Source organism: Pyxidicoccus xibeiensis (assembly GCF_024198175.1).
GTDB classification, from domain to species: Bacteria; Myxococcota; Myxococcia; order Myxococcales; family Myxococcaceae; genus Myxococcus; species Myxococcus xibeiensis.
Window position 1 is genome coordinate 573,089 of record NZ_JAJVKV010000001.1, and the last position, 11,638, is coordinate 584,726.

The following is an 11,638-nucleotide window of genomic DNA, read 5'->3' on the forward strand; positions in this document are numbered from 1 at the left end:
GCTCTCATTATTTGCGAGCCCGTGACAGCCAGGCCATACGAGGATGTATGGGTTTGCCCTGACGTGTCACGGATTCAAGGCCCCGCCATCACGGAACCGTGACGGCGCGGATGCGGCCCAGCTTGTCGCTGCCGCTCTGCGTGAACCACAGGTGCGCATCCAGGCAGAGGAAGCCCGGGGGCGCGAAGGTGATGCCGGCCGGCTGGCTGTTCTGCGTGGGGATGGGGTACTCGGTGATGGCGCCGTCCAGCGTGATGCGGCCCACCGCGTTGCCCGACAGCTCGACGAACCACAGCGCGCCGTCCGGCCCCGGGGTGATTTCCACCGGCTCGGCCGCGGGGTTGGTGAGGGCGTACTCGGTGATGACGCCGTCCTGGGTGATGCGGCCAATCTTGCCGGTGAACTGCTGGGTGAACCACATGGCGCCATCCCAGCCCACGGCGATGCTGCTGGGGCCGCTGAAGGGAGTGGGGAGCGGGTACTCGGTGATGGTGCCGTCGGAGGTGATGACGCCAATCTTGTTGCCCATGAACTCCGTGAACCACAGGTTGCCGTCACCGCCGACCGAGATGTCCAGCGGGAGGGCGTCCGGGGTGGGGATGGCGAACCCGGTGACGACACCCGCGGGCGTGATGCGGCCGATGCGGTTGCCCGTCAGCTCCGTGAACCAGACGTTGCCGTCCAGGCCGGCGCTGATGCCATGAGGAGAGACACCGCGCAGGGGCAGCGGGAACTCCGTCACGACGCCCTGGGGGGTGATGCGGCCAATCTGGTCCACGGCCAGCTGGGTGAACCAGAGGTTGCCGTCGAGGGCCGGGGTGATGGACTTCGGGAACGAGAAGGCCGTGGGGAGAGCGAACTCGGTCACCGCACCGTCACGGGTGGAGCGGGCCACCTTGCCCGCGCTGGCCTCGACGAACCAGAGGTTGAGGTCCGGCCCGACGGTGATGCCGGAGGGAGAGGCCCCCGCCGTGGGCAGGGCGAACTCGGTGATGGTGCCGGCGGCGCCCTTGGGGCGGCGGCAGACGAAGGGGTTGCTCAGGGACGCGGAGTCCGTCTCCTGGGCCAGGGCCGGAGCGCCGAGCAGCGTGGTGGAGGCGACGAGCAGGGAGGTGCTGAGGAACGACCGAGCGGAAGTGCGCATGGGGATGGTGAGACTCACTCCAGTGTGGGGGTTGGGACAGCGGCACAACGACACGAGGGGCGGAGGCGTGAGGGGATGCCTCACGCCTCCGCCCCGACTTCAGGTCACGAGGACTGGACGTCGCGGACTAGAACGCCTGGTAGCAGGCACCGGCGCCGCGGCCGTCGTTCAGGTCGCCGCCGCACTCCAGCGGGCCGTTGGTGCTGCAGGAGATGAAGCCCTGGCCGACGAGGATGTTCTCGAAGGACTGCTTGTTGTTGTACATCCAGTCGTAGAGCTTCTGCTCCTTCGTGTCCTTGGCGAAGTTGATGTTCTCGTTCACGAAGATGAAGCGGGAGAGCGGGTACACGCCGGAGGCGCCAGAGACGAGCTTGCGGACGTTGGCCGCCGTCGGGGCGATGCCGTCCACGCTGAGGGCGAGGTTGGCCGGGGTGGTGCCGGCCGGCGTCTTGGCCGAGTCACCGGAGTAGCCGATGGCGTTGTTGTTGTTCGCGGTCAGCTTCTCGATGCAGTCCGTGGCGCTCAGGCCCGTGCAGCCCTTGGCCGTGTCGTTGTCGGAGACGACGACGACGTCGGAGCAGAAGGTGGTGCCGCCCAGCAGCGTCTTGAAGGTGTCCGTGGTGCCTGACACGTCGTCACGGCGATACTTGACGATGGCGCCGCCGGTGGCGCGGCCCAGGGCGCTCCAGTCGCTGATGCAGGCGCCGGTGTTGCTGAAGAAGACCTTCGTGAGGTTGGCCGTGGTGATGTTCGTGACGCCGTTGCTGGCCGAGACGAACGCGCTCACCGCGTCCAGGGCGACGATGTTGCTGCTCTCACCGGCCTGACAGGGGGACTTGAGGTCGCGAGACATGGGGGCGATGGTCTGCTGGCGGCCGGCACAGGCGGTGACGGTGTTGCCAGCGGCGTCCTTGTAGGTCGCGCCGGTGCGCATGCAGCCCTCACCCACGCCCGAGCCCTTGCCCTGGATGATGAGACCCGAGGCCGAAGAGATGCCGGCGGAGATCATCGCACCCTTGAGGGTGTCAGAGCCGAACAGCCAGTTCCCGTTGGTCAGCTCGGCAGAGGAGGTCGAGGGGGCCAGGGGAGCCTCCACGCCGCTGGACTGACCACCGCAACCCACGACAGAAACCGCGACGACCGCGGCGGACATCACCATCTTCATCATCTTCATGGACGACTCCTCAGGTGTTGCACTGGGTTGACACGCCACTCGCCGCCCGAGACTTCCTGGCAAGACGGTGCCTCCCCGCGCTGCGGGACCCGGTTGAAAGGTTTTGCTTCAGGGGAGGACCATCGAACCGGGGGCACCCCGGATTCGACGGAGCGCAAGGTGCCTCAAGGCGCGAGAAATTGATGACTCAGTTGCGTCAAATCTCCGCCAGCACCGGGTCACACCGTCACGCGGGAATCTTCCCGCGCCCAACCGTCACATGCCCGCAAGTCTTTGCAGGGCGCGCGGATGCAAGGCTTTGCGGGCGATGCGTTTCATGTCCGTGATTTGCATGCGCGTGATGTTTCACATCCGTGGCGCCTCGCGCATGAGCGGGCGTGTCAGGGATTGGGTCTGCGCCGCGCGCCCGGCGCCGGCGGCCCCACCGACGCGCCTCCGCCCGGGGGCGCGCTTCGCGCCTGTAGCGCGCGGGCTCCACATCGCGCGGCATGGAGCCCGCGTGTCCGCGGCTGGACATGTGGGGGCCGGGGGCCACGCCCGCCTGCATTCCCTCCACGTCCTGCCCTGGGGGAGTGTCGCACCGTCGCTTCTTGCTCCTTCGTTCTCCCCAGGACAGGGAGTTTTTTCAGCACGCAGGACATCCCTCTCGTCCCCGGGGCCAGGGTCCAAAGCGTCCCCAGAGGGGAACGCCCCTCGCGAGGCACGATGGCAATGCCTTTGCAGAAGGGCTGTCCCGGTTGAAGGGCAGGGGGCTGTCGGGGCTGGGGGCGGGGAGAGGCCGGGGCGGGGAATGGTGGCGCGAGGGTTGGCAGCTGTGGTGTGCGCATTGGGATTTCTCCACGTGGGGTGCGGGGAGAGGGCTCACGCGGCACCACGCGCTCCGGGCTTGGAGGTAGCGGGGTCGGTCGCGGGTGAGGGCGAGGGAGCCATTGCATGGTCGCGGTCGCTGGTGCTCGGGGACAGCGAGGCACCGCACACCGTGGTGGCTCCCGACGGGGACGTCCTCGTCGCGGCGACGTACCGCGAGCCTTTGGACATCGGGGGAAGTCCCCTGCCCTTCAATCATGTTGCTGAAGCACCTCACTTACTCGTAGCGCGCTTCTCCCCGGAAGGGGCCCTGCGCTGGGCGCATGGGCTCGTGCCCCGGGAGTCGGCGGCGCGCGGCCGGGTGGGCGGGCTGGCCGTGGACCGCGAGGGCCGTGCGTGGCTGGGAGGCAGCTCGGCCGGCTACTCGCTGGGCACGCAGGCCCTGCCGGAAGGCCCCTTCGTGGCGAGGCTGTCACCGCAGGGTGCCCTGGAGCGCGTGCGCGGCTTCGCGGGGGACGGCACGCTCCACGTGCAGGCCCTGGCGGCGGACGGCGCGGGCGGCGTGGTGCTGGTGGGAGACTTCACCGGACGGCGCGACTTCGGGGACGCGGTGCGGGAGCCGCCTCCGGGGGAGCGGGCCGCCTTCACCGTCCGCCTGGACGCGGACGGCGGCACGCGCTGGAGCCGCACCTGGGCCGCGGGCCCCAAGGGGCTGGTGACGGCGCGGGCCGTGGCGGTGGACCTCTTCGGCGGCATCCACCTGGCGGGCGCCTACGCGGGCACGGTGTGCTTCGGCGGGCCCTCCTTCGTCAGCGTGCGGCAGCGCACGCCCTTCGTCCTCAAGCTGACACCCGACGGCGCGCACGCGTGGAGCCGGGACTTGCGCGGCGCGGAGGGCACGGCGAACGCCGTGGCCGTCGGCTCCGACCGCGTCTTCGTGGGCGGCAACTTCACCGGCCGCTTCTACTTCCAGTCCAGGGCCCACGCCTCGGGCGGGTACCAGGGCTTCCTGGCCGCCTACAACGCCGGAGGCGAGGAGCGCTGGGCGCGCTCCTTCGACGCCACCGCCGCCGCGCTGGCCACCGACGACGCCGGCCAGCTCACCGTGGCCGGCAGCCATGACGGCGCCCTGGCGCTGGACTCGGCCGAGGCGGGCTCCACCGCGCCGGCGGGCCTCTACGTGGCCCGGCTCCTCCCGGAAGACGGGGCCTCACTCTGGGTGCGTCGCTTCCCCAGCTCCGGAGCCGTGCTGGCCCGCGCGCTGGCTGTCGACGCGGCGGGTCATACCCTGGTGGCCGGCGCCCTGGCCCGGAGGCTCCCCGCGGAGACGCCGTACCCGCGTCCCCAGGACGGCTTCCTCCTCCGCCTGCGCCCCTGAGGCCCCCCGCCGTCTGACCTGGGGGGTGGCCAAGGCCCTGATTTCCCCGGGAAGTTGGACGTGGGGGGAGGGCCAAAACCCCTGAGAATTCGACTTTCCAGCCGCGTCCATGTTATTCGCGGGCCGCCTTCAGGACGTGCGACTCTGCGCCCTGAGGGGCGAGGCTGTGCTGAAGCGCAGGCGCGCGGAGCCCCCGTTCGCAGGCGGCCAACCCCTCGACACCACTCCCTGTTTCCCATGGCACGCGGAGTACCCGGCCGCGCGCCTGGACTGAGTCTCTGTGAGGAGTTGCACCCCCATGACACGCACCGTTTCTCGGATGGACGCCCTCCGCAAGAGCGTCACCGGCGCGGCCGCCAGAGCCCTGGGGCTCCTGACGGTCCTCGTCGCCGGCGCCGCCCACGCGAGTGAGGCGGACCTCGTCCTCCCCGACTTCCGCTCCCAGACCTTCATCGGTGGCCTCACCGGCTACGACCTGCTGCTGTCCGGCATCGCCGTCTGTGTGCTGGGCCTCGTCTTCGGCTTCCTGCAGTACGCCAGCCTGAAGAAGATGGCCGTGCACCGGGCCATGCTCGAGATTTCCGAGCTCATCTACGAGACCTGCAAGACGTACCTCGTCACGCAGCTCAAGTTCATCGGCATCCTGTGGGTGCTCATCGCGGTGGTGATGGTGGGCTACTTCGGCTTCCTCGCGCACCAGAGCGCGGGCCGGGTGGTCATCATCCTCATCGCCAGCCTCGTGGGCATCGCCGGCTCCTGCGGCGTGGCCTGGTTCGGCATCCGCGTCAACACCTTCGCCAACAGCCGCACGGCCTTCGCGTCACTGCGTGGCAAGCCCTACCCCACCTACGCCATTCCGCTCCAGGCCGGTATGTCCATCGGCATGGTGCTCATCAGCACCGAGCTCTTGCTGATGCTGGCCATCCTCCTGTTCATCCCGGCGGACTTCGCGGGCGCGTGCTTCATCGGCTTCGCCATCGGTGAGTCGCTGGGCGCCTCGGCGCTGCGCATCGCCGGCGGCATCTTCACGAAGATTGCCGACATCGGCTCCGACCTGATGAAGATCGTCTTCAAGATCAAGGAAGACGACGCGCGCAACCCGGGCGTCATCGCCGACTGCACCGGCGACAACGCGGGCGACAGCGTGGGCCCCTCCGCGGACGGCTTCGAGACCTACGGCGTGACGGGCGTGGCGCTCATCACCTTCATCCTGCTGGCGGTGGAGGTGCCCTTCCGCGTCCCGCTGCTCGTCTGGATTTTCGTGATGCGCATCGTGATGGTGCTCGCGTCGCTGGCCGCCTACGCCCTGAACAACATGTACCAGTCCGCCAAGTACAAGAACGCGGACCACATGAACTTCGAGCACCCGCTCACCGCGCTGGTGTGGGTGACGTCCATCATCTCCGTGGCGCTGACGTTCGTGGTCAGCTACCTGCTCATCCCCAACCTGGGCGGTGACGAGACGCTGTGGTGGAAGCTGTCGGCCATCATCACCTGCGGCACCCTGGCCGGCGCCATCATCCCGGAGGCCATCAAGGCCTTCACCTCCACCGAGAGCCGCCACGTGCGCGAGGTCGTCACGGCCAGCCGCGAGGGTGGTGCGTCCCTCAACGTCATCTCCGGCCTGGTGGCGGGTAACTTCTCCGCCTACTGGATGGGCCTCATCATCGCCGGCCTGATGGGCCTGGCGTTCTGGTTCAGCGGCGCCGGTGTCGAGGGCGCGGGCGTGGGCCAGCTGATGCTCGCCGCCCCGGTGTTCGCGTTCGGCCTGGTGGCCTTCGGCTTCCTGGGCATGGGCCCGGTCACCATCGCCGTGGACTCCTACGGTCCGGTGACGGACAACGCGCAGAGCGTGTACGAGCTGTCGCTCATCGAGAACGTCCCCAACGTGAAGGAAGAGGTGAAGCGCGACTTCGGCTTCGACCTGGACTTCGAGAAGGGCAAGCAGTTCCTCGAGGAGAACGACGGCGCGGGCAACACGTTCAAGGCGACGGCCAAGCCGGTGCTCATCGGCACCGCCGTGGTGGGCGCGACGACGATGATCTTCTCCATCATCGTGCTGCTGGTGGGCATCACCACCGGCCCCAACGGTGAGCAGATTCTGAACCCGGAGAAGGCGCAGTTCCTGTCCCTGCTCCACGCCCCGTTCCTCCTGGGCCTCATCACCGGCGGCGCGGTCATCTACTGGTTCTCCGGCGCGTCCATGCAGGCGGTGTCCACCGGCGCCTACCGCGCGGTGGAGTTCATCAAGGCCAACATCAAGCTGGAGGGTGTGGAGAAGGCCAGCGTGGCGGACTCCAAGAAGGTGGTGGAGATCTGCACGCAGTACGCGCAGAAGGGCATGATCAACATCTTCCTCGCGGTGTTCTTCAGCACGCTCGCCTTCGCCTGCCTGGAGCCGTACTTCTTCGTCGGCTACCTCATCTCCATCGCCATCTTCGGCCTGTACCAGGCCGTGTTCATGGCGAACGCGGGCGGCGCCTGGGACAACGCGAAGAAGCTGGTGGAGACGGAGCTGAAGGCCAAGGGCACGGAGCTGCACGCGGCCTGCGTCGTGGGCGACACCGTCGGCGACCCGTTCAAGGACACCTCGTCCGTGGCGCTCAACCCGGTCATCAAGTTCACCACCCTCTTCGGCCTGCTGGCCGTGGAGCTGGCGGTGGAGCTGACGGCGTCCGGCCAGGGCACGCTGACCACCATCCTGTCGGCGGTCTTCTTCGTCCTGTCGACGGTGTTCGTGTACCAGAGCTTCTACGGCATGCGCATCCAGAGCGTCGCTGGCGCTGGCGGCATCAAGTCCGAGGCGGCGGTGAAGACGGCCTGAGCCGCCTTCCAGTTGCCATGAAGTAACGAGCGGCAGGGTGCCTCCGGGTGCCCTGCCGCTTTGCTTTTGTCTGCCTTCAGCTGGTGACGCGGAAGGCGGGCGGGTCGATGCGGGTGGAGCGGCACTTCGGGCAGGCCCCGGGGCGCGTGAGGCGCTTGCGTTCCTTGAAGGCGAAGCCGCAGCCGATGCAGCTGGCGGGCAGCACCTCCAGCCGCAGCCCCTGCGCCTTGAGGGACATTTCCAGATGTACCAGGTGCTCGGCCACGTCCTTCTCGGAGATGCCCACCAGGCCGGAGAGGTCCTTGGACGTCAGGCCGCCCTCGGGCGCGGCGACGAGGGCCGCCTCCAGCGCGCCGCGCACGGTGCTGCCACGCGCTGGAGGGACGGGGGCGCTCACGCGCCAATCGCCTCCGGGTCCGTGCCCAGCTCGCCGCCCAGGTGCATGCCCGTCTGGCACCGGTAGTCCGTCACCAGCGAGGCGGCGATGGTGGACACCCCCACCAGCACATGGATGGCGGCTGCAATGGGGCTGCGCTTCGCGTAGCCCAGCAGGAAGGGCGCGAGGATGGCCGCCGCGCCATAGGCGTAGTCGGCGATTTCGTGCGCTTCGATGGGGATGAGCTTGGTGAGGCTCAGGCGGTAGTCGGTGAGCAGCGACACGCCGATGACGGACGACCCCAGCGCCAGCCCCGCCACCTTCGCCACCGGGTCTCCCGACAGCACGCCGGCCACCGCGGACGCTGCGCCGCCCTGGTAGTCGAGCAGCGAGTGCACGTCCTGCGGTATCCACCGCCGCAGCGGCAGCCGCCCCAGCAGCGGACGCGACAGGATTCCAGCCGCAGCGCTTTTATCCAGTGCGCGGCGTATCACCCTGCGCAGGGGGGCCTCCGGCTGGACGGGGGGTGGGACGAGGGAGGGGGTGAAGCTGGAGGTCTGCGGCTCGGCCATGGCGGCGCTCCTTCCGGTCGTGACGAATGCTCCCAAGGTAGCCACGCGGCCCGTGCGCCAGGGCGCCAGGGGCCTCGCCTGCCCGGGCCCCAGGGGTAGGAACCCCGCCCCCACGCCGGCGCCCCCGGTAGCAGGCAGGCAGGGGGGCTTCCACTCGGCCGCCCGCCCCGGGCAGACTACAGGTGCAACACGGCCCTCCGCTTTCTGAGAGGGCGAAACACCGCGGCGCGAGCCGCTCTTCTGAACGAGAGAACGCGATTCATGGCAACCGGTACCGTCAAGTGGTTCAACGATGCGAAGGGCTTCGGTTTCATCGTGCAGGACGGCGGCGGTGAGGACGTGTTCGTCCATCACAGCGCCATCAACATGGATGGCTTCCGCACCCTGCAGGAAGGCCAGAAGGTGGAGTTCGAGGTAGGCCGCGGCCCCAAGGGCCTGCAGGCGCAGAACGTGCGCGCGGCCTGAACGGCCGACCACTGGCATCACGGAAGCCCGACTCGCCGGTTGGTGAGGTCGGGCTTTCTCTTTGCGGGCCACTCTTGCGAGGCTCCCCTCCATGCGCCTGCCCCGCTTCCCCCATGTCATCGGCTTCGACGACGGGCCCTTCGCGCGCCGCCCCGGCGCCGCCGTGCCGCTGGCGGGCGTGGTGTGCGGCGGCACGCGCTTCGAGGGCCTGGTCTGGGGCCGCGTGCGCCGCGACGGGTGGAACGCCACCGCCGAGGTGTGCCGGCTGCTGGAGGGCGGCAAGTTCCTCCCGCAGCTGCACCTGGTGCTGCTGGATGGCATCGCCTTCGGGGGCTTCAACGTGGTGGACCTGCCGGAGCTGGCCGCGCGCCTGAAGAAGCCGTGCGTGGCCGTGATGCGGCGCCCGCCGGATTTGGACGCGGTGGAGCGCGCGCTGCGGCGCCTGCCCCGGGCGGACGCGCGCTGGGCGAAGCTGAAGCGCGCCGGCCCCATCCACCAGCTGGGCGGCTTCACCTTCCAGGTCCAGGGCGCGGAACCCGCGCTGGCTGCGGAAGCCCTGGCACGCGTGACGGACCGGGGAAACGTGCCAGAGCCGCTGCGGCTGGCGCACCTCATCGGCTCGGCCGTCGTCACCGGCGAGAGCGGCCAGCGCGCGTAGGCCCGGCTCACACCCCGCATCCACGCGGCACGTAGGATTTCGCTGGCGTCAGATGCGGGTGCCAGTGGGTCAGAATGTTCCCACACTGCCAGAGTGAAACAACGCAATGCGCTGACACAATTCCAGCCGGGCCAGAGCGCCGGGAGGGGGGGTGCAATTGTTTGTCAAATTTTGTTAGTCTTTGCCTCGCGAGGAGGGCGCACCCCATGTTCGAAGTCAGCAATGACTTGAATCGTCGTACCGTCACCGTCCGGCTGAGCGGCTTCGTGAGGCCCAACGAGATGAAGGACTTCGCCGCGGCGTACCGCGCCGCGACGGACACCTACGGAGGCGGAAGGCATCTGGTGTTGGCGGACATGCGGGGATTGCGGACGTTGGAGCCGGAGTCGGCCAGCATCTTCGGCGAGGTGGTGGCGTACGGCCGGCAGAAGGGCTGCCTGATGTGCGCGCACGTATCGGACTCCACCATCTCCCGGCTGCAGACGGCGCGGGTGGCGTCGGAGGCCGCGCCCAACGACGACATCACCGTGGACTGCGTGTCGCTGGAGGAGGCGCACTCGCAGCTGGCGAAGACGCGGGCGCGGCTCTTCCTGGGCACGGATCAGATCTCCGTGGCGCAGGCCGCGGCGCGCTGACTCAGCCCCGCCGCCGCCGGGCATCCTCCAGATAGGCGCGCACGAGCGACGAGACGGGCAGCCGCAGGGCGGTCTCCAGGTCGATGAAGGCCGCCCACGTCACCTCGCGGCGGTCGATGGTGAGCGCCGGCTCGGCGTCCAGGTCCACCTCCAGGAAGTGGACGTGGTCCTCCTTGTGCTCGTCCAGGCCCACCGTCTCGAAGACGGCGCGCAGGGCGTGGGGCTCCAGGTGCACGCCCACCTCCTCGCGCAGCTCGCGCGAGCCGCACTCGGCGGGAGACTCTCCCCGGTGGAAGCCGCCGCCCGGCATGGCCAGGCGGTACTTGTACGAGTTCTGGAGCAGCAGCACGCGCCCCGCGTGCCACACGCCCACGAAGACGCCCCGGGAGCGCGGGCGGCGCACGAACCAGTACACGTACGCCAGCGCATAGGCGCCTCGGAAGGCCGTGCGTGCCAGCGGGTCCAGCAGGCGGTTCAGCCCCTCGCTCTGGGGAACCACGGGCTCATGCGCGTCTGGGGGGGCCATGGCTCCGCATCATGGAGCGTCTGGCGGGGGGCTGCCTACCGCCGCAGCTCCGCGGGCACCTTGTCGAGCCAGCCCACCTCCAGCGCGCCCCACAGGCCCAGCAGAATCGCCTCCGCGGCGTCGTGCCGCAGCGAGGTGGGCTTCGCCGCGCCGGACCAGACGATGATGCGCCGGGCGAGCACGTCCGCCGCCTCCTTGGCGCGGGTGCCGCTGCGCTGCTCCCGCGCGTAGAGGAGCTTCTCCCGCCAGTCCTCGGCGGCCACGCGCAGCACCGGCAGGGCGCGGCGGGAGGCCTCGCGCTCCCACACGTCCGCCACGGGGCCTCCGCCCTCCAGCACCAGCCACGCCAGGGGCCCCACCCCGTTGAGCACCGCCGGCACGGCCCGCTTCAGGCGGGACTGGCTGCCGAAGTTCTGCGAGCGGTACTCGCGCAGCCGGCCGTCGCGCCCGTAGAGCGCCAGCCCCGAGCGCAGGCCCAGGTCCACGGCGAGCAGCGCCGGAGCGCTGTCCCCGGGCTCAGGCGCCACGCCCGTCGCGCCAGGTGAGCCGGTAGGTGACATGGGCCTCGGAGAAGTCCTGCACGGCCACCTGGGGCTGGTGGGCGCCGGTGGCGCGCAGGCCGGCCAGGAGCGCGCCCTGGGTGAAGTAGCGCAAGGTGCCCGCCTCGTTCATCCACAGGTGGACCTCGGTGGGCAGCACATCCGCCAGGCGAATCTCCGAGTAGTTGTTGCCCGAGCGGAACATCTGCTGGGCGCGACCGAGGGCCCGGCGGGGGCCCAGCAGCTGAATCACGCCGAAGGCGGCGCGGCCGAGCACCGTCTCGCGGTAGCCGTCCACCATGCGCTCGCCGAGGAGGCCGTAGCCCACCTCTTCCGGCACCTCCGGGTGCAGCTCACGCGCGGCCACGCGCACCGCCGAGCAGAAGGTGTCGAAGCCGTAGGCGGGCTGGAGCTTGCGGTCCAGGTCCACCCCCACGCCCTTCAAGCGCTCCCGGAGTGCGGGCGTGACACGCCCGACCAGCCCTCGCACGAAGAGCCCCTCCACGGTGTGCTCGAAGACGAGCTTCTCCGGCATGCACG

Annotated in this window: 12 protein-coding genes; 5 read left to right on the plus strand and 7 right to left on the minus strand. The window is 69.7% G+C overall.

Annotated features, from left to right (window positions below):
* Positions 1-88: 88 nt before the first annotated feature.
* Both LXT23_RS02245 and LXT23_RS02250 read right to left on the minus strand, forming a co-directional pair.
* The gene (locus LXT23_RS02245) at positions 89-1,144 is read right to left on the minus strand and encodes a Vgb family protein (protein ID WP_253978387.1); all 1,056 of its coding nucleotides are present in this window, start codon (positions 1,142-1,144) and stop codon (positions 89-91) included.
* A gap of 127 nt (positions 1,145-1,271) precedes the next feature.
* Positions 1,272-2,318 (minus strand): substrate-binding domain-containing protein, encoded by a 1,047-nt coding sequence (locus tag LXT23_RS02250; RefSeq protein WP_253978388.1) that lies wholly within the window; start codon positions 2,316-2,318, stop codon positions 1,272-1,274.
* A gap of 1,138 nt (positions 2,319-3,456) precedes the next feature.
* Here LXT23_RS02250 and LXT23_RS02255 point away from each other — a divergent pair.
* Positions 3,457-4,503: a hypothetical protein gene (locus tag LXT23_RS02255; protein ID WP_253978389.1), complete on the plus strand. Its 1,047-nt coding sequence runs from the start codon at positions 3,457-3,459 to the stop codon at positions 4,501-4,503.
* A 298-nt stretch (positions 4,504-4,801) separates the two neighbouring features.
* Positions 4,802-7,327 (plus strand): sodium-translocating pyrophosphatase, encoded by a 2,526-nt coding sequence (locus LXT23_RS02260; protein ID WP_253978390.1) that lies wholly within the window; start codon positions 4,802-4,804, stop codon positions 7,325-7,327.
* 76 nt (positions 7,328-7,403) lie between these two features.
* Here the strand turns inward: LXT23_RS02260 and LXT23_RS02265 are convergent, their stop codons facing one another.
* Positions 7,404-7,724 carry a transcriptional regulator gene (locus tag LXT23_RS02265; RefSeq protein ID WP_253978391.1) on the minus strand — a complete coding sequence of 107 codons (321 nt, stop codon included), beginning with the start codon at positions 7,722-7,724 and terminating at the stop codon, positions 7,404-7,406.
* Entirely contained in the window at positions 7,721-8,275 is a 555-nt protein-coding gene (locus LXT23_RS02270; protein ID WP_253978392.1) for an SPW repeat domain-containing protein, read from the minus strand. The genes LXT23_RS02265 and LXT23_RS02270 overlap by 4 nt, the downstream gene beginning before the upstream one ends.
* Positions 8,276-8,536: 261 nt before the next feature.
* Here LXT23_RS02270 and LXT23_RS02275 point away from each other — a divergent pair, with 261 nt between their 5' ends.
* From LXT23_RS02275 to LXT23_RS02285, 3 genes are all read left to right on the plus strand, one after another.
* Complete coding sequence (locus tag LXT23_RS02275; protein WP_002635980.1) at positions 8,537-8,740, plus strand: cold-shock protein; 204 nt, start codon at positions 8,537-8,539, stop codon at positions 8,738-8,740.
* Positions 8,741-8,831: 91 nt separating this feature from the next.
* Positions 8,832-9,398 carry an endonuclease dU gene (locus tag LXT23_RS02280; RefSeq protein ID WP_253978393.1) on the plus strand — a complete coding sequence of 189 codons (567 nt, stop codon included), beginning with the start codon at positions 8,832-8,834 and terminating at the stop codon, positions 9,396-9,398.
* 206 nt (positions 9,399-9,604) lie between these two features.
* The gene (locus LXT23_RS02285; protein WP_253978394.1) at positions 9,605-10,033 is read left to right on the plus strand and encodes a hypothetical protein; all 429 of its coding nucleotides are present in this window, start codon (positions 9,605-9,607) and stop codon (positions 10,031-10,033) included.
* Between the two features lies 1 nt (position 10,034).
* On the opposite strand, the gene LXT23_RS02290 is transcribed toward LXT23_RS02285, so the two are convergent.
* Genes LXT23_RS02290 through LXT23_RS02300 form a run of 3 tightly spaced genes read right to left on the minus strand, consistent with a single transcriptional unit; the run spans position 10,035 to position 11,633 of the window.
* Positions 10,035-10,559, minus strand: a complete 525-nt coding sequence (locus LXT23_RS02290) for an NUDIX hydrolase (RefSeq protein ID WP_253978395.1) — start codon at positions 10,557-10,559, stop codon at positions 10,035-10,037.
* A gap of 35 nt (positions 10,560-10,594) precedes the next feature.
* Positions 10,595-11,086 (minus strand): hypothetical protein, encoded by a 492-nt coding sequence (locus LXT23_RS02295; RefSeq protein WP_253978396.1) that lies wholly within the window; start codon positions 11,084-11,086, stop codon positions 10,595-10,597.
* Positions 11,076-11,633, minus strand: coding sequence for a DUF2378 family protein (locus LXT23_RS02300; protein ID WP_253978397.1), 558 nt, complete (start codon positions 11,631-11,633; stop codon positions 11,076-11,078). The genes LXT23_RS02295 and LXT23_RS02300 overlap by 11 nt, the downstream gene beginning before the upstream one ends.
* Positions 11,634-11,638: the final 5 nt, after the last annotated feature.

Excerpts from the sequence above, each read along its gene's own strand:
- LXT23_RS02245 (WP_253978387.1), bottom strand. The coding sequence starts at position 1,144 with ATGCGCACTTCCGCTCGGTCGTTCCTCAGCACCTCCCTGCTCGTCGCC.
- LXT23_RS02250 (WP_253978388.1), bottom strand. The coding sequence starts at position 2,318 with ATGAAGATGATGAAGATGGTGATGTCCGCCGCGGTCGTCGCGGTTTCT.
- LXT23_RS02260 (WP_253978390.1), top strand. The coding sequence starts at position 4,802 with ATGACACGCACCGTTTCTCGGATGGACGCCCTCCGCAAGAGCGTCACC.
- LXT23_RS02270 (WP_253978392.1), bottom strand. The coding sequence starts at position 8,275 with ATGGCCGAGCCGCAGACCTCCAGCTTCACCCCCTCCCTCGTCCCACCC.
- LXT23_RS02275 (WP_002635980.1), top strand. The coding sequence starts at position 8,537 with ATGGCAACCGGTACCGTCAAGTGGTTCAACGATGCGAAGGGCTTCGGT.
- LXT23_RS02280 (WP_253978393.1), top strand. The coding sequence starts at position 8,832 with ATGCGCCTGCCCCGCTTCCCCCATGTCATCGGCTTCGACGACGGGCCC.
- LXT23_RS02285 (WP_253978394.1), top strand. The coding sequence starts at position 9,605 with ATGTTCGAAGTCAGCAATGACTTGAATCGTCGTACCGTCACCGTCCGG.
- LXT23_RS02290 (WP_253978395.1), bottom strand. The coding sequence starts at position 10,559 with ATGGCCCCCCCAGACGCGCATGAGCCCGTGGTTCCCCAGAGCGAGGGG.
- LXT23_RS02300 (WP_253978397.1), bottom strand. The coding sequence starts at position 11,633 with ATGCCGGAGAAGCTCGTCTTCGAGCACACCGTGGAGGGGCTCTTCGTG.